At 42.7% G+C, this 19634-nt stretch carries 16 protein-coding genes; 10 read left to right on the top strand and 6 right to left on the bottom strand.

Features of this window, described 5'->3' with window-relative positions; translation table 11 throughout:
* Positions 1–9: 9 nt before the first annotated feature.
* From asnC to CXF80_RS11090, 4 genes are all read right to left on the bottom strand, one after another.
* Positions 10–471, bottom strand: a complete 462-nt coding sequence (gene asnC, locus CXF80_RS11105; protein ID WP_101032928.1) for a transcriptional regulator AsnC — start codon at positions 469–471, stop codon at positions 10–12.
* A 100-nt stretch (positions 472–571) separates the two neighbouring features.
* A complete protein-coding gene (gene rluA, locus CXF80_RS11100; RefSeq protein ID WP_101032927.1) occupies positions 572–1249 on the bottom strand; it encodes a bifunctional tRNA pseudouridine(32) synthase/23S rRNA pseudouridine(746) synthase RluA in 678 nt (225 codons plus the stop codon).
* A 97-nt stretch (positions 1250–1346) separates the two neighbouring features.
* Positions 1347–1637, bottom strand: coding sequence for a hypothetical protein (locus CXF80_RS11095; protein WP_101032926.1), 291 nt, complete (start codon positions 1635–1637; stop codon positions 1347–1349).
* A gap of 32 nt (positions 1638–1669) precedes the next feature.
* Positions 1670–2089 carry a hypothetical protein gene (locus tag CXF80_RS11090; protein WP_101032925.1) on the bottom strand — a complete coding sequence of 140 codons (420 nt, stop codon included), beginning with the start codon at positions 2087–2089 and terminating at the stop codon, positions 1670–1672.
* 751 nt (positions 2090–2840) lie between these two features.
* Between CXF80_RS11090 and CXF80_RS11085 the strand changes: the two genes are divergently transcribed.
* On the top strand, positions 2841–3830 hold the full coding sequence (locus tag CXF80_RS11085) for a 2-hydroxyacid dehydrogenase (RefSeq protein WP_101032924.1): 990 nt from the start codon (positions 2841–2843) through the stop codon (positions 3828–3830).
* A 99-nt stretch (positions 3831–3929) separates the two neighbouring features.
* The gene (locus CXF80_RS11080) at positions 3930–4667 is read left to right on the top strand and encodes a dienelactone hydrolase family protein (protein WP_101032923.1); all 738 of its coding nucleotides are present in this window, start codon (positions 3930–3932) and stop codon (positions 4665–4667) included.
* Positions 4668–5134: 467 nt separating this feature from the next.
* Here the strand turns inward: CXF80_RS11080 and CXF80_RS11075 are convergent, their stop codons facing one another.
* The gene (locus tag CXF80_RS11075; RefSeq protein WP_101032922.1) at positions 5135–5698 is read right to left on the bottom strand and encodes a mechanosensitive ion channel family protein; all 564 of its coding nucleotides are present in this window, start codon (positions 5696–5698) and stop codon (positions 5135–5137) included.
* A 150-nt stretch (positions 5699–5848) separates the two neighbouring features.
* On the opposite strand from CXF80_RS11075, the gene CXF80_RS11070 reads away from it, so the two are divergent.
* The 8 genes from CXF80_RS11070 (at position 5849) to CXF80_RS11030 (ending at position 18268) form a co-directional block, all read left to right on the top strand.
* Complete coding sequence (locus tag CXF80_RS11070) at positions 5849–6592, top strand: spermidine synthase (protein WP_101032921.1); 744 nt, start codon at positions 5849–5851, stop codon at positions 6590–6592.
* A gap of 272 nt (positions 6593–6864) precedes the next feature.
* Complete coding sequence (ahpC, locus tag CXF80_RS11065; RefSeq protein WP_101032920.1) at positions 6865–7434, top strand: alkyl hydroperoxide reductase subunit C; 570 nt, start codon at positions 6865–6867, stop codon at positions 7432–7434.
* A 111-nt stretch (positions 7435–7545) separates the two neighbouring features.
* The gene (ahpF, locus tag CXF80_RS11060) at positions 7546–9111 is read left to right on the top strand and encodes an alkyl hydroperoxide reductase subunit F (RefSeq protein WP_101032919.1); all 1566 of its coding nucleotides are present in this window, start codon (positions 7546–7548) and stop codon (positions 9109–9111) included.
* A gap of 968 nt (positions 9112–10079) precedes the next feature.
* Entirely contained in the window at positions 10080–13814 is a 3735-nt protein-coding gene (locus tag CXF80_RS11050; protein ID WP_101032917.1) for an ATP-binding protein, read from the top strand.
* On the top strand, positions 13814–14467 hold the full coding sequence (locus CXF80_RS11045) for a hypothetical protein (protein WP_101032916.1): 654 nt from the start codon (positions 13814–13816) through the stop codon (positions 14465–14467). Before CXF80_RS11050 ends, CXF80_RS11045 begins: the two co-directional genes overlap by 1 nt.
* On the top strand, positions 14464–15684 hold the full coding sequence (locus CXF80_RS11040; RefSeq protein ID WP_101032915.1) for a phosphoenolpyruvate carboxylase: 1221 nt from the start codon (positions 14464–14466) through the stop codon (positions 15682–15684). The genes CXF80_RS11045 and CXF80_RS11040 overlap by 4 nt, the downstream gene beginning before the upstream one ends.
* A 20-nt stretch (positions 15685–15704) precedes the next feature.
* The gene (locus tag CXF80_RS11035; protein WP_101032914.1) at positions 15705–16691 is read left to right on the top strand and encodes a DUF7281 domain-containing protein; all 987 of its coding nucleotides are present in this window, start codon (positions 15705–15707) and stop codon (positions 16689–16691) included.
* Positions 16692–17008: 317 nt separating this feature from the next.
* Entirely contained in the window at positions 17009–18268 is a 1260-nt protein-coding gene (locus CXF80_RS11030) for a dicarboxylate/amino acid:cation symporter (RefSeq protein WP_101032913.1), read from the top strand.
* Between the two features lie 143 nt (positions 18269–18411).
* On the opposite strand, the gene CXF80_RS11025 is transcribed toward CXF80_RS11030, so the two are convergent.
* The gene (locus tag CXF80_RS11025; RefSeq protein ID WP_101032912.1) at positions 18412–19599 is read right to left on the bottom strand and encodes a tetratricopeptide repeat protein; all 1188 of its coding nucleotides are present in this window, start codon (positions 19597–19599) and stop codon (positions 18412–18414) included.
* Positions 19600–19634 lie beyond the last annotated feature (35 nt).

Below are 19634 nucleotides of genomic sequence, written 5' to 3'. Positions count from 1 at the left end.
CTCCATAGTCTATGGCTTTACTGATCTTACGATGGGATTTTGTAAGCTAATAAGTGTTTCGGTTGACTGGATTTCATCAATAGATTGAATACGATTAATCAATACATGCTGCAATCCATCGATAGATTGGCACATTACCTTTACAAATACCGAGTAATTTCCGGTGGTGTAATAGGCTTCTACTACTTCTTCTAGTTCATTGAGCTTGGCAATCGCAGCTGGATAATCGCCAGCACTCTTTAAATTGATGCCGATAAAGCAGCAAACATCATAACCGAGTGCCTTTGGATTGACGGTGATTTGTGCGCCAGTAATAATGCCAGCTTGTTTCATTTTTTCAACGCGAACATGAATCGTTCCTGCACTGACATTAAAACGTTTTGCCAGTTCCGCAAAAGGTGTTCTGGCGTCTTGCATAAGTGCGGTAAGAATCCGATTGTCTAATTCGTCACGTTGAAATGAGCTATCCACGGTATTAAGCCTTACAAACCATTAATTGGCCATAAATTTACGACTTTCAATGCACAATAGCTACTAAAATTCGCATGGGTATTAACAATGTTTAATTTTACTATTGATCTGCCGTAGGGGCCATGAACGTGACGGCGGATTCAAAATGCATTGCTTGTTGTGAGTAAGGGTGAGTGATTGATAATGCTGCCGCATGCAGAAGTAGTCGAGGTGATAATCTTTTTGCTAAAGGATCGGCATAAAATCCATCACCAAGGATCGGGTGGCCTAATGCCATCATGTGGACGCGAAGTTGATGTGAACGTCCAGTAATAGGAGTGAGTTTCACGAGTGTTGATTTAGCGCCATAGCTTACGACTTCAACTAACGTCACAGAAGCCTTACCAATAGTATGGTCAACTTTTTGTTTGGGTCTATTGGGCCAATCGCAAATCAGAGGCAGATTGACTTGAGTAATATTAGGCTTCATATGGCCAGCAACGCGAGCAAAATAGGTTTTGGCAGTTTCTCTATCCCGAAATTGACGTTTTAATTCACGCTCAGCATTGCGCCGAAGTGCGACGACAATGACCCCTGAGGTTGCCATGTCTAACCTGTGCACAATGTGGGCATTAGGATGTTGTGCTAAAACACGAGAATAAATACTGTCATGGTAAATGGCTTCCCTTCCTGGAACCGATAGCAGTCCTGAGGGCTTATTTGCGACAAGAATATCTTTGTCTTGATATACAATATCTAGCCATGGAGTGGTTGGAGGGTTGTAAATGAAATCGTCCATAGTTGTTCTCGTGATTCAATTCGCGGCAGAGAGACCGTTAGGGCTTATGATGTGTAAGCATTGAATTATATACTACTGATAAGGCGAAAGCGTCGATTTAAGAGAATGCATGGCCGTTGACGTGCATGATGGTGAATGTCCACACTACGAACGCGAGCGGAATATGCACCAATGCATAAAAACATTGATCAAGACGACTCATGCCTTTTGCTAGCCAAATTAAATGCAGGTGCGAGCCTATGACTGCGGGAAATAGCACCAGCAGTGGATAGAGTGAAAACGGACTAGCATCGACAAAAATGGCGTGACTAGTCAGTGCCCAAACCACCATAAAAGCGGTAGTCATTGGCGGCATTGCAACGCGATATTGATCTGGGTAAGGGAACATCCCATGTCCTTAAAGTCATCTATTGTGGCAAGTTAGCCTTTTATTTCTTTTTTGCTCTGAATCACTTTCCGATGCACTATCGAGTAGTGGCGTAATCCAGCCGGTCCATGGGATACAATAACAGATAATAGAATAATAAAGATGACTAATTCCGATTTACATTCGCTTAGTTGAATAAACAATCCTAACAGTATAACTTTTAGTAAGGTTAACACTCCTTTGAGTTGAATTAGCCACCGCCAATCTCTAATGATCTCCCAACTCACTAATAATACGCCAGATGTGATTGCGATAAGCCAATAATTAAACCACAGAGATAGTTCAAGATTGAAGATCATGCCACCACCACTGCCCACGACCCCAATAATATGTAAAGCCCTGAGTGAGGTTTTACTTATTCGTTCAATCCAAAATCGAAGGCTTGATACAGGCAAATCTTTTTTATGATTCATAGTTTCGCTAGAGTATTAACATTACGCTAACATTAACAATTTCAATGCATAAAAACAGTGATATGAGCAGCAGTTCTTTCCAATATCAGTGTCATTACTCATTTTATTCAGTCTTGACAGCATTAACTCTCCGCAGAGGATGGCTTTTGTGGTGTGTTCTTGCCAACGGCATACCTCTTTAGATCGGCGCTAGTTTAATCATTGGAAATAGAGTGAACTGAGAATAGGTTGATGAACCAATGGTCCACATCCGTGCTGGCTTTTTTAGTGTCCGGTTGTGTCATGGGGATAGCCAATGCGGCGCCAAAAAACGGGGGCTGAGTTTTATCCTAAATGGCTGACATGATGTGAGCTGTTTGTGGCGCGAATCGGTTAGTTGGTAATGCCATTTATGATATTGCGATCTTTGGACGTATTGCAGGTGAACAAGCGGTTTTGTTTGCTAAAGAGCATTAAGTATCATCCGTTACCTCCAGTCGGAAAAAGCGTTGCGGTTAGATATTGCAATGACAGACGCGATCCAATCGATAGGCTTTTTCATTGGCGTTAATCACGCAAACAATATCGCCGCGTTATTATTGTCGGTGCTATCCATAAGGGGTAATGTGGATCACAATTTCATCTTTATCCACTGTGATATTGACGACAATAACCGTTAATTCACATACAATTAACCCCTGTTTTGAGCGCGACTATTGCGGTAAATTGTTATAAACGATCGCGGTAGCGCCATTAACGCATTTGGAACCTTATGAGAATTGGATTTTTTAGCGCAAAGCCTTATGACATTCGTCACTTTAATAGTATTAACGACACCTTTAATCTTGATATTGAATACTTTGATTATCGACTTTGCATGCAAAACGTAAAATTAGCCGAAGGCTATGAAGTCGTGTGCGCATTCGTCAACGACTCCTTATGCGAAGAGGTATTAGTTGAGCTTGCAAAAGGGGGTACAAAAATAATCGCCATGCGTTGTGCGGGGTTTAATAATGTCGACTTAGTGGCAGCAGAGCGCTTAGGGATGAAAGTGGTCAATGTGCCTGCTTATTCACCTGAATCAGTCGCTGAGCATTCAGTGGCCCTGATGTTGACATTAAACCGTAAAATTCATAAAGCTTATCAACGTACTCGTGACGCTAACTTTGCCTTATCGGGTTTAGTTGGTTTTAATATGTTTGGCAAAACAGTTGGAGTCATAGGCACGGGCAAAATTGGCTTAGCCACCATTAAAATATTATTAGGCTTTGGCTGTAAAGTGATTGCCCATGATCCATACCCTAATCAAGTCATAGTCGACCTTGGTGTTGAATATGTTGATTTAGATACGCTGTACCCACAATGCGACATTATCAGTTTGCATTGCCCGTTAACCAAAGATAACCATCATTTACTTAACAAAGTCAGTTTTAGTCAAATGAAGCCAGGCGTGATGGTGATTAATACCAGTCGAGGCGGCTTATTGGATGCACTTGACGCGATGGAAGCGTTAAAGGATGGCCAGATTGGTTCATTAGGGCTTGATGTATATGAAAATGAAAAAGGCCTGTTTTTCGAAGATAAATCAAATGAAATCATTCAAGATGATATCTTCCGTCGCTTATCTGCTTGTCATAATGTGATCTTTACTGGCCACCAAGCCTTTTTAACGGAAGAAGCTCTCAACGCGATTGCTTCAACAACATTAACCAATGTGACTCAGTTGACGGCTGGGCAAGTTTGTAATAACGAGCTGTTTTAATTTGTTCGAGTTAACTGAAATGGCTGTGAATACATAGGCAATTTTAACATTTAGCAGCCATAATCAGTATTAGGGATAGTGTAAAATAACTGGAATATTATGATTACAACCACTGAAATTCACGATATTAAAACCGCCACAGGCCTAATGCGCACTACGCTTTATCGCCCGGATACTAAAGGCCAATTCGCGACAATTATTTTCTACTCAGAAATATTCCAGCAAACTGCGCCGATAGCCCGTTCTGCCACAATTATGGCTGGGCATGGTTTTGTGGTGCTGGTACCAGAAGTCTTTCATGAGCTCAATCCTATTGGGACGGTACTGGCTTATGATGAAGCCGGAAAAGATAAGGGTAATCAAGATAAGTGGGCTAAACCCTTAGAGCAACATGACAGCGACACCCAAGCACTAGTCGATTTTGCCCGAGCTCAGTCATTTTGCAGTGACAAAGTGGGCGCGATGGGGGTCTGTCTTGGCGGCCATTTGGCTTATCGTACGGCATTAAATCCAGACATCAGTGGCGCTTTTTGTTTGTACCCAACCGATATCCACTCAAACACCTTACCTTGTGCAGTCGGTAATGATTCACTCACCCGTACCGATGACATCAAAGGCGAATTAGTGATGGTCTTTGGTAAACAAGATCCCCATGTCAGTAAAGAAGGCCGTAAGCTTATTTACCAAAAACTTGAACAGGTGAATGCAAACTTTACTTGGCTTGAAGTCAATGCCCAGCATGCTTTTATGCGTGATGAAGGTGAACGTTTTGATGCCGCTTTAGCCTTGCAAATGTACTTACAAGCCGTGGCGTTTTTTCATCGAGTATTAAACTAGTCTTATTGCATGTCTGCGTTGAGCTTAAGTACACATATAGCCAAGCCACTTCAACATGCTCGTTTCAGAGCTCCCGTAGGATAACGGAACAAGGCAGTGATTGAACACAATGGTGACGCTCTGTTTAAGATCACTATTTCTAGGTTCTAGGTTCTAGGTCGCTTCGCTGCTAGATGCTAGATGCTATAAAATCTTATAGCAAGAGCCTAGATCGCTGCGCTGCTAGGACGCTTCGCGGCTAGATGCTATAAAATCTTAGCAGCGAAGCGGTCCCATCCCTGAGCGCAGCGTTCGCTTGTTATCGCTTGCTATCTTGTCTGAAACAGCCCGAACCTAGCCGGCCGAAGGCCGCTCTAGTAGCCGTAGGCGCGCTATTCCTAGACCCTTGAACTCTGTCACTTCTGGGCATGCACAATCCAGCATATCGAGGTCGTTTGGGTATAGATCATCAAGAGGCTGCCTCGGGATTACTTAAGCCATTTGGCCCGGTTCGCATTAATCTTTGCTTTGGTTTTGTTGCTTGTTGAAAACGTATTAGCCGTTCGAGGTTCGGGCAATTTAATCACTGCTTTTTGGAGCATTAAGCTATTAGGGTAAGTCATTACATCGCCGACATCGCGTTTGATCAATACGTGAAACAAACTTATTTCGACAATAATGCCACTCATATTTTCTTCTTTATCGACTATTTTTATTCGATCGCCGATACGGTAAGGAAACGCAAAAAAGATCAATACGCCAGCGGTGATATTGCTCAATATCGACCATTGGGCAAATAGGGCCACGCCTAATACTGCAAAGGCCGACGACACAAAGAGCGATACCTCTTGATAACCTAAACCCAGTGACACCGCCATGATCGACAAGGTCACAAAAAATAATAAATACGAAATTAAACGAGAAATGAGCCGACTACGAACTTCGCTGACTTGTTTCTTTTCTGCTTGCAGATGGATCCATTTGTTGAGCTGACGTTGGGCAACAAAGAACACTGCCAAATAAACAATGATCATCAATAAATGATTAAGCATGTCGATTTCCTATCTGGTTATGGTGATTAAAATGGAGTGGCGAAGGCACAATTTCGCCGCCACGTCCTAGTGCATTCTGGGGTATAATAAGGTTTTAAAGTAGAAAAATCTTGCTGCCATATTAAGGCAAGACTCCTCACAGAGTGAAGTATGTCTGATTATAAAGTATTGCACGTCGACGGTGATAGATTGGGTGATTTTTGTGTACTCGATGATGGTGACTATCGGGTGTTGTCATTTGGTGATAATGATGAACAAAGTAAAATGGATAAGAGTCAACCCCATGTACCGCAACATACTTATGTTCAGGCCATGTTGGCTGTGCTGTTATTCTCACAACCCAAAAGTGTGATTATTTTAGGTCTAGGGGGTGGGGCATTAGTGCATTCACTCAGGCATTTTGATGCGGCGATTAAAATTACCGCGGTTGAATTGCGTCAACAAGTGATTGAAGTCGCTAAGCGTTTTTTTCAGCTGCCATTGAGTAAAAAACTCACTGTCGTGCATCAAGATGCTTATGTGTTTTTAGCCCAAGCCGATCACAAAAAAGTCGATGTGATTTTTGCCGATATCTACAGTGACAAAGGTGTCGATAAACAACAACTGACCAACCAATTTATTGAGCAAACAAAATCGCTACTTAAAACCGATGGTTTTTTAGTGTTAAATTGTTGGAAAGAGCACAGCCGAGATTTACAATTGCGTGACACTCTTCATGAGCATTTTAACCAGGTCTTTGCCTGTTTAACCGGCGGTGGAAATTGGGTGGTGTTTGCCACCAATAAAGCCAATTGTTTTGCTGCCGCTAATAATAAGCAAGAGCTGCAAGCGCTTTCACAAAAGCTCGATATCAATATTAGCCGAGTGCTAACTCGATTCGGCCCCTGGGAATAAGTCTCACCTGAAAATATCATTAATCGACTATCGCCCTATGACGTTAGTCGGTTTTGACGATTAATATATCTCGCCCAAGATATGCTCTCAAAACATATGCTTTCAAAAAAATAGTCTAATGCAAAAAACCGATTAAGGTGATAGTTTTTATTCGTTATACTTAATGATTCTCCATCGCTATTATGGCTACATCAGATGACGAGCACAGTTTGCTTATCATCACCGAAACCATATTGGTATCGGGTTTAATGTAAATCTAAATGGAGCATGACATGACACAATCTATCATCAATAGCACTATCAAACCTTTTAAAGCTACAGCATTTCATAATGGTGCTTTCGTTGACGTTACAGAGCAAGATTTATTAGGCAAGTGGGCGGTAGTGTTTTTCTACCCAGCTGACTTCACATTCGTTTGTCCAACTGAATTAGGCGACATGGCTGATCATTATGAGCAGCTACAAGCTATGGGCGTTGAAGTGTATTCAGTATCAACTGACACCCATTTTACTCACAAAGCTTGGCATTCAAGTTCAGACACCATTGGCAAAATTACTTATCCAATGATCGGTGACCCAACAGGCGCTATCACTCGTAACTTCGGTGTAATGATTGAAGACGATGGTTTAGCACTACGTGGTACTTTTGTCATCAACCCTGAAGGCGAAGTGAAAGTAGCTGAAATTCATGACCTAGGTATTGGCCGTAGCGCTGCAGAACTGCTTCGTAAAATTCAAGCCGCACAGTATGTTGCTACTCATGATGGCGAAGTATGTCCAGCTAAATGGCAGCCAGGCGAAGCAACATTAGCTCCTTCAATTGATCTTGTCGGTAAAATCTAACTGCTCAGTTCACCCTTAGGTTAGTAATATCATCTCCAGCTAGTCGGTGTTCCCCCGGCACTGACTAGCACTTTTTAATTCATCGATTATTGCCCATTTTTAGGAGTTGTTATGTTAGATGCGAATGTAAAAAGTCAACTGAAAACCTATCTGCAAAACCTCAAGCGCCCAGTTGAACTTGTCGTATCTGCAGATGACTCAAACAAAGCACAAGAATTAACCAGCTTAGCCCAAGATATTGTTGAATCATCGGATTTAGTCTCAGTCACTTATCAGCAAGGTAAGCGTACACCGAGCATGAGCGTGATTAACCCACAAGCTGCAACCAATATTACGTTTGCAGGATTGCCAATGGGCCATGAATTTACTTCATTGGTGCTAGCGTTATTACACAGCGGCGGACATCCTATTAAGTTGGATGCTGAGATCATTGAACAAATCCGTATGCTACCTGGTGAATATCATTTTGAAACCTATGTTTCGTTAAGTTGCCAAACTTGTCCTGAAGTGATCCAAGCACTCAATATGATGGCAGCAATTAACCCCAATATTACTAACGTGATGATTGACGGAGCGCTTTTCCAACAGGAAGTGAGCGATCGCAATATCATGTCGGTTCCATCAGTATTTTTAAACGGCGAAGCCTTCTCTGTCGGCGCGATTAGCATCGTTGAAGTACTAAACAAGTTAGATAAAAATGCCGCAGGCAGACAAGCAGAGCAACTTAATCAAAAATCAGTCTTTGACATGTTAGTCGTAGGCGGTGGCCCTGCTGGTGCAGCAGCGGCAATTTACTCTGCTCGTAAAGGCTTAAATACCGGCATAGTTGCTGATAAATTTGGTGGTCAAGTCGCCGAAACCGTCGGTATTGAAAACTTTATTTCAGTGTCTAAAACCGAAGGCCCTAAACTGGTGGCTAACCTTGAAGCCCATGTTAAGGATTATGATGTCGACATTATGCAAAACCAACGCGCGCTGAGTTTAGCGCAAAACGGTTTGTTTGATGTAACCCTAGAAAGTGGCGCAATCCTAAGCAGTAAAACGATAGTATTGGCTACTGGTGCACGTTGGCGAGAAATGAACGTGCCCGGTGAGAAAGAGTACCGTAATAAAGGCGTAGCCTATTGCCCACACTGTGATGGCCCGTTATATAAAGGTAAGCGTGTTGCGGTGATTGGCGGTGGTAACTCAGGTATTGAAGCGGCTATCGACCTTGCAAACATTGTTGAACACGTTACCGTGCTTGAGTTTGACAGTAAGTTACGTGCCGATGACGTACTGCAGCGTAAAGCCAAATCAATGGGTAATATCAGCATTATTACTCAGGCCATGACCACAGAAGTCAAAGGTGATGGCACTCGCGTAACCAGTTTGATTTACACAGATCGCGCTACAGGTGAAAGCAATCAAGTCACATTAGCAGGTATCTTTGTCCAAATTGGCTTAGTGCCTAACACCGAGTGGTTAAAAGGGGTGGTTGAAATGACTCCTCGTGGTGAAATCATTGTTGATGGCCGTGGTCAAACATCTATCCCTGGTGTATTTGCCGCAGGTGATGTAACGGATACCCCTTATAAGCAAATTATTATCGCTATGGGAAGTGGTGCATCAGCATCTCTAGGTGCATTTGATTACCTTATCAGACATTCTGAAGAGGAAGAGGTTAAAGCCGCATAGGGTTTTGTTGATTGAGTAATATGAGATCTTTGTTATCTCAGCCAATAAAAAATAGTCCGCATTTACGGGCTATTTTTTTCATGTTTATAGGCTTCAAACGCCGTGATTGAAATCGATCGAGCCGGTGAACATCGATAAGATTTTGCCGTCGTTGTGATCAAGTACCTGGATTAGCCTCTAAAACCGCAGACGCGACCAAGGCCATTCGTGACGTAATGCAAAAGCCAAAAGTCGCGGCTTAATTATCGGTTAGCACCATGGATGCGGCCATTAATACATCATCAGAAAATGAGCGCTATGCTCAAGATCCCGGCGCAGTGCTAAGCGTTATCCAGCCTAAGATTGACAGTAGTAGTACTACTTATTACTACTATTACTACTCATATAACTTCTGCCACAAAGTAGCGTTTTTGGTTGCTGCATATGTTACCAATAATTTGGTATTTTTGGCCGAAGTATAGGGCGGCAAGGACTTGATGGTTGCTAATGAGCTGAGCCATGCAAGCTCACAATTTACAAGCTTATAAATAATCTTGTATAAGCGCTAATATCTAACTGCTAACTGCTAACTGCTAATATCAAACTTCAAACTTCAAACTTCAAACTTCAAACTTCAAATATCGAACATCAAATATCTGGTTTCTAGCGCAGTAGCATAGATAATACCCGGGGAGAAATCTGTGCGTATTTGTGTTTATTCCTTGCCCCAAAAGTCTTCTGCTCAGCGCTGTTGCTGTTACCCTAGAGAATACAGTTATTATCCATCGACAGTTTCTGGCTATTTGCTGAATTGTTAGCCGTCATTTTTGAATTATTTAGCGTATTATAAAGCCAATTTCTGTCGTTGAAAATTGCCTCCAGCCTGCGTTTGTTTTACTTTACGTAAATTGAATAAATAGACGTTATTTTTTTCAGCCCTATTTTGCTTCTTCGTCACTGTAATGTGAGCTGTTTGGAAAAGGATTATCATGCCAAGCTTGATTAGAATCGTGTTAATTAATACCCACCTACCGGGTATTGTCGAGTTATTATTAAATGGTCACACCAATATATGTGGTACCAATGCCTCAGGTAAAACAACCTTACAACGCTTGGTGCCGGTATTTTATGGCGAGTATCCAAGCCGTGTGGTGCCGTCAACGCGTGACAGTTTTGAACGTTGGTATTTACCCCATGACTCAAGCTACATTATCTATGAATATCAAAAAGATGACGGTTTACTTTACCAAGCTGTTTTAGCTTCTGCTGGCGATGGTAAAGGGGTCAATTACCGCTTTATTGCGCGAGGATTTGAACTAGAGCATTACATTAAGTCACGTAATGGCGATACTGTTATTTGTCACTCAATGGCTGAGTTAGGTCGCGAAGTAAAACGTGATGGAATTGCTCATACTAACCTATTAAATACCCGAGAGTTCCGCGCGATCATTCAAAACGATCGTAGCTTGTTAAATACCGGCAGTAATCGCAATGAGCTGCGGACTTACGCACGTCAATTTTCGCTGTGTGACGGCGATCATAGCTTGCGTCATATTGAAAAATTAGCCAAAGCCGTGCACTCGAAAGAGGGTAAAATGGAAACGGTTAAATCAATGATCGCCGCCATTTTAGAAGAAGATGGCGTTAATCCACCCACGTCACATCTTAATCCTCAGCATGTTGAAATCTGGATCCGTGAAAGCCAACTGGTGCAAGGTTTTGAACAAATCCGTCCAGAATACGACAAGCTCGAACAAGAATTTGATCAGCTATTAAGTGCCGAATTACGCTTAGCCAGTTTATCCCGCGGTTATCGAAGTGATGAAACCCTTGAAGCTGAGCGTCAAGAAGGCAACCAATCTCATGGCAAAGCATTAAACCTCAAGTTACGTTTATTAGATGAAGAGTGGAAAGATGTTCGTGATGAGTTAAACCAAGAGTTATCGGCAGCAAAAGGCGACGCTGGCAAGTTTGAAGATGAACTCAATACCATTGAAGACCAGCATGGCGCTTTTTTAGATGCTGACATTGAACAAGCCAAAGCTGATTTAGATAATCTGCCTAATTGGCGCAGTGATGTTGAAAACCTCAATGAGCGTCATAAATTACAAACCGAAAAACACCAAGATATTGAAGCCGCCTTTAATTCGCGTCGTAGCAAAATAGCTGAACAATTGCATCGTGAACTTGAAGTGTTACATCTTGAACAAGACACTCAACGTGAAGCGCGAGATAAGCAGCGCGAGCTTGCTAATGACGATCTTGCTAAGTTAGAACTGCAATGGCGTGAGCAAACCGATGCGGGTAAAGCTAAGTTTAGCGAACAAGAATATCAACTCAAATTAACGGCAGCAGAGTTGAAACATCAAGTGGCTGGGGTTACCTACACTGAAGATGAAAAAATGCGCTTAGCAATTTTCGATGAGCGCATTAGTTTAGCCGATGAAGAGCAGGAAACCTGTAACCAAAAAGTCGACCGCTTAACCACAGAAGAACGTAAACAACGGGCCAAACGAGACCAAGCCAACGAAGCACTGCGCATCTCCAGTATTCGCGTCAGTGATAGAGAAAATGCCAAAGAAGAACTGCACCATATGTTGTTCCCGCAGTCGCATACCTTGTTGGAGTTTTTGCGCAAAGAAGCCCACGGTTGGGAGCACACCTTTGGTAAAGTTATCGCGCCAGAGCTGTTACATCGTAGTGACCTACACCCAAGTTTAACCAAAGACAGCAGTGAAGCGCTATTTGGGGTCAATCTCGATCTTAAAGCCATTGATGTGCCAGAGTATGCTGCCACAGAGCAAGACTTACGTATTCGCCTAGCCAAGGCTGAAGAAGCACTGCAAAGTGCAAAAGAAATGCATGCCGAAGCGGAAGATCAACTGGTTGCCATGAATGCGGCACTTGATAGCATCACTCGCGAGCTCACCTTTGCCCGCACGGCCTACAAAAATAGCCGTGAAGACCTACGCCGCCTGTTTGATGAAAAACGCAACGAACAACAAAAAATCAATCAAGCTGTTGCAGATCGTAAAATCGATTCGAACAAAAGATTAGTGCAACTTGATAACGAACTCAAGCTGCTCAACAATCAACATCTTGGTTGGTTAAGCGAGCAAAAAGAGCAGGCGCTTGAAGCGCGAATGGAAAAAAATGCTTATTGGCAAGAGGTTATCGGCGCCATTGATAATCAATTAGGGCAAATTAAAGCCAATATTGAACAGCGCCGTGCGAATGCTAAAACCGAACAAAAAGCCGGTGAAACCTGGTATAAAAATGAGCTTAAGTCTCGTGGTGTTGATGAAGGCACCATTTTGGCGTTGAAAAAACAAATTCGCGATCTTGAAGCCAATATTAGTCACGCCGAACAGCGTCGCAGTGATGTACTGCGTTTTGATGATTGGTATCAACATACCTGGCTAGTTCGAAAGCCTAAAGTGCAAACTCAATTAGCCGATGTTAAGCGAGCAACGCTGGAATTGGAGCAACTGCTAAAAGCGAAAACGACTGAAATCAAACACCGTCGTGACAGCTTAGAAACCGAACGTAAAGCCTGTGATGCCGCCCAAGTTGAGGCGTCTGAAAATCTCACCAAGCTGCGTGCGGTAATGCGCAAGTTAGCTGAGCTCAAATTACCCGCCAATAATGATGACGCTACTGGCAGTATTGGTGAACGTTTACGCCAAGGCGAGGATTTATTGCTAAAACGTGATTATTTAATGGGCTCTGTGAAACAGTATGTTGATCACTTTGACTCGGTCATTGCCAGTAAATCAGGCTCAAGTTTAGCGGAGTTTTGGGAACGTGCCCGTGATGAGTCTAGTTTTGTCAACGACAAAGGTATTCGCCTGCTCGACTACCGTAAGTTGGTACCCCAACTCGGACAATTATTGAATGTAATGGTGCCACAGTCATTAAGGACTATCCGCGATCAAGGGCGTAACTTCGGTATTAGTCTTGCTGCTTTTTATGATGTATTAACGGATATCGATCGCCGTATTGCCAGCCAAAGTGCGCGTATTACCCGTGAAGTGGGTGAAGAATTGTTCCTTGATGGGATCTCTGAATCGGCGGTACGCATTCGCTCACGTATTAGTGAACTTGAGTTTTGGCCTGAACTTGAAGTGTTTGTTAAAGCCTTTAAAGCGTGGAAAGCAGATGGTTTTAGCCAACTACCGGACGAGCACTACACTAACTCAATGCGCCGTGCGTTAGAGATTATTGGCCGCGCAGCGTTAACCGGCGGCATTGCTAAACTGTTAGAAATTGAATTGCGTTTAAAAGAAGGTAACAGCGACTTAATTATTCGCACCGATCGCCAATTAAACGAGTCGTCTAGCCACGGTATGGCATACTTGATTTTATGTAAATTCTTATTGGCGTTTACTCGTTTATTGCGTGGCAAAGCCAATGTGACCATTCATTGGCCAATCGATGAGTTAGGGACTTTGCATCACACCAACGTGAAAAAAATCTTCGATGCCTGTGAAAACAATAACATCAGTGTATTGGGTGCGTTCCCTAACCCAGAGTCCGAAGTGCTAAACCTGTTTGCCAACCGTTACATCATTAATAAACAAACTAAAAAACTGCAAGTAGTTAAACCCAAAGCCAACCCATTAGCTGCGCGTTTGTCGCAGCGTAGCGCGAATGCTGACAGAACTCGCATTGAAATGAACAGTACTGACACCAATAGTGCCGACACTGCCAAGGAGCACATCTAATGTCTGAATCGACTGAAACTACCTTAGTAGGGACGGGTGCGTTAATAGAACAATTATTACGAGGTGAATTTATTTGCCGAGTAACCAATGAAGATGGCTGGCGTGCGCTTAAAAACAATAGTACTCGTGAGCGAGTGGAAACCTACCTTAACCAAATTAATCGTACCATTGGCAGTGCTGGCGAAGGTGAGGTATTTTTTTGCGGCTATTTGCAGTTAGGTGAGGCTGAGCGCAAAGTTATTTCATCGCAATTTAAAGACATTTGCTCAGGACTTATTCCCTTAGTGGAATGGCTAGTATTAGTGCAAGAGGCCAGTGGCCAAGATGCACCGCTGAGCGAAGGTGTACCTATTCGCTTAACCGATTTACAAGCGCGTATCGAGGATACGCCAGCCTTTAGAGAGCAGTTAACTAAATTGAGCCATTATCGTTTATTTGGCTCAATAAGCACTAACGTTGATGGTCAAATTAAATTGGTGTTTAAACGGTTAGTGGAGCTAGGTTATTTAACCAAACCCAATAGTGAAAAGCAGATTTATATTGCCACTGGCAAGTTAGATTATTTATACGAAGTGATCCGCTTTATTGATGAAACAGAAGGCTTAAGTCTTGAATCTCAGGCCGAAACCTCGACCCAAAGGGAGTTAATATGAGCAGCAACTTACACCAAGCTGGGGTAAAGCTGCTCAAACAACTCGGGCGGCATGCCGATGTCATCATGGATGCATATTTAGCGGGATCGATTAATGACACCGCTCATGATGCAAATGTTATCGATAAACTGAAAAAAAATGGCATTTTATGGCGCCCAGAACCCGATCAAGAACTGCGCTTAAAGCGTTCGGTGCGGGCATTATTAGAAGAAGCCTTAAGCGATGAACGTAATCGGCAGATTGATGCCAACGTTGGCTCAGCACTGGCGACAATAAAAACCTTAGCCGATCATTATAAAGAAGCCCGCCGTGATGTGGATTTCAGTGCTGCGGAAGCCTATTTAGCTGATTTAAATGAACATGTGTACAGCTTTACCGACAGTTTACGTTATTCGATCCGGGTCTTGTGGAGTCGAATTAACAATGAATTTGGTTATGTTGGCACCATTACTGCGAAAATCCGTGAAAACGAATTAGCCCAAAGCCAAGTTTCAGAGTTGCTAAACGGCTTAGAGATGTTTCAATTTAGCGAGTTAGGCGAAATCGCTGGTGATATTCGCGAACTGCGCCGCTTACTGATGACCAGTTTGCAAGAAACCTTAAGTCAATGTACCCAAGAGTTGAGTATTGTCCAAGCGAGATTGTATGAGTTACTTGGGCGATTTAGGCAAATTCAGGGACGGACTCGGTTACTCAAAGGTTGGTTGTTACATAACGATTTACACCCTGATTATCAGCCCGAAAATCATGTGGTTCATAAAGTGGTTCCAGTATTATTTAATTGTGCTGAAGCGCTCATAGCCCCTGCTAGTGTCGATGTTGCTAATCCACATCATGAACTTGAAATGATGAGTTTGGTGGCACAAGTTAAAGCCATTCGCCGTGACGCCTTGCCCGCCGAGCTGCGTGAACACAATGTTACCTTTGAGATGGGCGACAGTGAGGATTTTGATATCCCAGAAAACCCACTTAAAATTGCCGTAGATGAATATTTCTGTGAAGTGATTGATTCAGGATTACGTCAATCAGCCTTAAGTTATTTGACTGAAAAACAACTCGAATGGGACGCCGAAAGCTGGCTGTATCAAGTTATTGGTGGTTATGACGGTTTAGCTGAAGAGCATAAAAATTATTTTGAGCTCGAACCCATAGGTAATCCCGATCCTGTGTATAACGGTAACTTCATTATTCATGATGTTGAACTTTGGCTAGCATAACTAAAAGTCAGTTATACATAATGGCCCGCGCTGCAAAGCAACGTTTGCCGCGTGTGCCGTTCAATGCCAGTTGGAAGACGTTATATCATCTGTGGCAAATAGGTGAGCCAGATGGCGCTGAAAAACACCTGTATTTAACCTCTAGCGATTATATTTTACTGCGTGAGATGGCTCAAATTGATTCGGGCTTAGATATTCTCTCGCTTGATTTTGATATGCCCCGCCAGCAGATGTCACACCACAGTGCCAATGAAAAATACGCAAATATCAGCCCAGAAGCCGATTACGTATTAATCAAACTTTCCTCTAGGATTGCTCAAGCCCTAGTGGCTGATCCAGCGGTCGACTTAATGATGATGCATAATTGTTCACTGCGATTAAAAGTCGATAGTGCACTAGCACTTTGCCAGCGACTGAATATCGCTAATCTTATTGTGGTCGAAAACCTCGACAGCTTTGATAACCTGTTTGGCTATTCATTTGCGCCAGATTTACAGACAATCATCGACAATAGTATGGTGTTATATCGTGGTAGCCATCACTATTCTCCCGCAGGGCGAAAGCGCTTTTTACACTTAATTAACCCGACAAAAATACAGGTGATTGCCTTTACCGACTTGGATCCCGCTGGGTTAATGATCGCCAACACCCTAGATCATTGCCAACGTCTCATTGTGCCTCAATTAGCCCTCCGTGCACCGGCGACACTATTGGCGTTGCCGCAAATTAATTCAACGGCAGACTTTCATAAGCAGCATCGCCAGTTAGCTTATCTGACCAAGATATTGGCCGCTAACAACAATGTGGCGCCGATGACACATACTCATCAACCGCCTTTATCACATCAACATTCGCTTGGCTCATTGACCTATGATGATACTGCCAACGCCATAGGTTCATCAGCGGATTGGGACCAGCTAGTAGCTTGGGTTGTGCGTTATCACGTCAGTATTAAGCAACAGCACATGCAAGCAAAAAAGCTCGTATTGTCGTTACTGCACTTTTAGCCGCTATGATCATTGTTGACCATCAGCCATTAAGTACTCACCACTAATTAAGCACCATTGAACTTGTGTTAAGTGGGTTTTTACCACAGTTCAACACTCATCATTCAAGGTTTTATCATAGTCAACATTCTGTTTATTATGGCCTTTGTGGGTGTGTTCAATTAATACAGAGTATAAGTGGTCAGCTTTGTTCTAATGATGATTGAATTATCGGTGTCAATGTCTCAATATCACTGCGCTCGAATAATAAAACACACCTAGGATTGGGTGCAATAATAATAAATAGCAACCGATGTTGCATTTCGAAGGGAAAAAAAATGACAAAATCACTTTCAGCACGGATCTTTATCGGTCTATTTCTAGGGGTTGTGCTTGGCAGTATTGTGCAGTTTTTATTAGACGATAATGCTTTTTTTGGTGGCACATTAGTGGGTCTGGCAAGTGGTGTCGGCACTATGTTTGTCAATATGATCATGATGCTAGTGGTTCCACTGGTGTTTGTGAGTATTGTCTGCGGTGTGTGTGAGTTACAAGATTTAAAAAGCTTTGGCCGTTTAGGTGGTAAAACCTTTGGCTTTTATATTATCAATACCATGATAGCCATTTTAGCTGCTTTTACCGTCGCGATGATATTTGAGCCCGGTAAAGGCGTAGATATGTCGAGCAGCGGCTCACTGGATATTACCGCGACAGAACTGCCAGATTTAATGTCGTTAATTGTCAGCATAGTGCCAAATAATCCTTTTTCAGCCTTCACCTCTGGCAATATGCTGCAAGTGATTTTTATGGCGCTATTAATCGGCGGCGTGATCAAATCATTGGGGCATTCCGTTGAGGGGGCGGTAAAAGGGTTTCAAACTGCCAATAAAATCATGATGCGCTTAATTTCGGTGGTAATGAGTTTAGCGCCATACGGGGTGTTTGCCTTGATGTTTAAATTAGGTGCAACCTTAGAACCTGAAATTTTTGTCAGTGTTGTTGAATATTTAGTGCTTATTTTAGCCCTATTATTGATTTGGATTTTTATCGTATATCCATTTGCTGTCAGCCTATTCACCACTATTTCAGCGAAAACGTTCAGAGAAAAAACCCAAGAACAAATACTATTCTCATTGTCTACCGCTAGCTCAAACGCCACTATTCCGGTAACCATGCGTACCCTTACTGACAAGCTAGGTGTGAGTCAAGCGGTGGCTGGTTTTGGTGTGCCACTGGGTGCAACCATGAACATGGGCGGGGTGTCGATTTACATTACTATTGCGATATTCTTTGTGGCTAACGCCTTTGGTATGCCAATCAGCAATGATCAAATCCCGTCGTTACTGTTTAGTGTGTTTTTATTGTCAGTGGGTGCAGGTGGTGTGCCTGGTGGTGGTATGGTGATGATTGGGGTACTGATTTACCAATTAGGCTTACCAGTAGAGGCATTTGTGATTGTCGCGGCATTAGATCGTATTATCGATATGGTATTAACCTCATGTAACGTGGTTGGTGATACTGCGGTATTAACCATTGTCGATCAAACTGAACAAGCACATCAGCTTGAGGCTGCCAATACTGCTGCTGAGAAAGTATAAAAATAGTTTAGCTGTATTAATAAAATGGCCTGCATAGCAGGCCATTTTTATATGTCTAAGGTGTTATGTCTAAGCTCTTATGTTTAAGGCTTTATGTTTAAGGTCTTATGTTTACGAACCTGTTGTGTCGAATATAGTAGATGCTATCTATGCTGCATTTTATTTTCTATCTTGGTCATAATCTTGAATGTAGACTTTTCTAAATTATCTAAACCGCGATGAGCAACTTGTTCATAAGAGCGATTAATATAGCGGTAAGCTTGTGGGTAGTTGAACTCAATCACCTCAAGTTCTGCCAATTCATTCAACGCCTGTGTTTGCCCGATGGGATAGTTCATCATTTGATGATATTCAATGGCTTTTTTAAACTGCTCTCTGGCTTTATCATTACGACCTATGCGCTGGTTTATCATGCCTGCAAGCTGTGAAATATAGCCCAATGTTAGCCAGTCTTTCACTTTAGCAGCATTGGTTTTTGCAATGGTAAGTACGCCTAATGCTTGTTCTATCCTGTCGGTTTCGGTGTAGCTTTGCGCTAATAACAATCTGAGTCTGGCTAGCTCTCGCTCATCTTGCTGATGTGTAGCTTGGTCGATTGCTGCTATCAATGTGGTATTAAGCTGTTCATATTGATGTTGCTGCAATTGGATGCTGGCCAGTAGACGCATGGCAACTAAGTTGTCGGGTGTGGAGTGTATGAGCTTGGATAAGTGCTGCTCAGCAGCCTTAGTGTCACCAAGTTGTAGCTGTGTCATTGCACTGAACAACAGCGGTGTACTAAAGCGTGAATGGTATTGAGTTGCTGTCTTATTGTGTTGTGGGTTGTGCTGTGGGTTGAGCTGCTGAGTAATCAAGCTTGATGTTGCTAATATAGCTTGCTCGATACTTGAAGCGTTAACGACGCCCGCTTCTGTATGATGCTGCTGATGTAATGTAAACGCTAATTGATATTGATTATTGGCGCTGGTAATACGGGATTCAATCACCAATCCCGCGCCGGAGACGGCCATTAATTGCTTAATATCGACAGCTTGGCTCAAGTGATCATTAGAGATAAGCGAGATGATATTGATAATATCTTCGGTTTGCAGTAATGGGTAACTAACACCGACATTTAGCTGATTGATAAGCACATCCATCGCGGCATAGGGACTCCATTGCGAGTCTGTGCTGTCTGTTGCCAGTTGCACTGGAAGCACTAAAATAGTGCCAGTTTCTATTGCTGGGGCTTTAGTGGGCATCAGATAAGCATAAGCACTCATGCTAATAAGCAGTAAAAGTAAAAACGCCGCAATATATTTATTTTTATTCGATGATCTGGCGGGCGGCATCGTTATAGTCCTTTATTAATATCCTTTCAATAACG

Origin of the sequence: Shewanella sp. Actino-trap-3, assembly GCF_002836275.1 — a bacterium.
Classification (GTDB): Bacteria; Pseudomonadota; Gammaproteobacteria; order Enterobacterales; family Shewanellaceae; genus Shewanella; species Shewanella psychromarinicola.
The sequence above is the reverse complement of the archived record's forward strand: the minus strand, read 5'-3'. Positions and strand labels throughout refer to the sequence as shown.

Bases quoted from the DNA above. Each gene is read 5' to 3' on its own strand.
- rluA (WP_101032927.1), bottom strand. From the start codon at position 1,249: ATGGACGATTTCATTTACAACCCTCCAACCACTCCATGGCTAGATATT.
- CXF80_RS11095 (WP_101032926.1), bottom strand. From the start codon at position 1,637: ATGTTCCCTTACCCAGATCAATATCGCGTTGCAATGCCGCCAATGACT.
- CXF80_RS11090 (WP_101032925.1), bottom strand. From the start codon at position 2,089: ATGAATCATAAAAAAGATTTGCCTGTATCAAGCCTTCGATTTTGGATT.
- CXF80_RS11085 (WP_101032924.1), top strand. From the start codon at position 2,841: ATGAGAATTGGATTTTTTAGCGCAAAGCCTTATGACATTCGTCACTTT.
- CXF80_RS11080 (WP_101032923.1), top strand. From the start codon at position 3,930: ATGATTACAACCACTGAAATTCACGATATTAAAACCGCCACAGGCCTA.
- CXF80_RS11075 (WP_101032922.1), bottom strand. From the start codon at position 5,698: ATGCTTAATCATTTATTGATGATCATTGTTTATTTGGCAGTGTTCTTT.
- CXF80_RS11070 (WP_101032921.1), top strand. From the start codon at position 5,849: ATGTCTGATTATAAAGTATTGCACGTCGACGGTGATAGATTGGGTGAT.
- ahpC (WP_101032920.1), top strand. From the start codon at position 6,865: ATGACACAATCTATCATCAATAGCACTATCAAACCTTTTAAAGCTACA.
- ahpF (WP_101032919.1), top strand. From the start codon at position 7,546: ATGTTAGATGCGAATGTAAAAAGTCAACTGAAAACCTATCTGCAAAAC.
- CXF80_RS11050 (WP_101032917.1), top strand. From the start codon at position 10,080: ATGCCAAGCTTGATTAGAATCGTGTTAATTAATACCCACCTACCGGGT.
- CXF80_RS11045 (WP_101032916.1), top strand. From the start codon at position 13,814: ATGTCTGAATCGACTGAAACTACCTTAGTAGGGACGGGTGCGTTAATA.
- CXF80_RS11040 (WP_101032915.1), top strand. From the start codon at position 14,464: ATGAGCAGCAACTTACACCAAGCTGGGGTAAAGCTGCTCAAACAACTC.
- CXF80_RS11035 (WP_101032914.1), top strand. From the start codon at position 15,705: ATGGCCCGCGCTGCAAAGCAACGTTTGCCGCGTGTGCCGTTCAATGCC.
- CXF80_RS11030 (WP_101032913.1), top strand. From the start codon at position 17,009: ATGACAAAATCACTTTCAGCACGGATCTTTATCGGTCTATTTCTAGGG.
- CXF80_RS11025 (WP_101032912.1), bottom strand. From the start codon at position 19,599: ATGCCGCCCGCCAGATCATCGAATAAAAATAAATATATTGCGGCGTTT.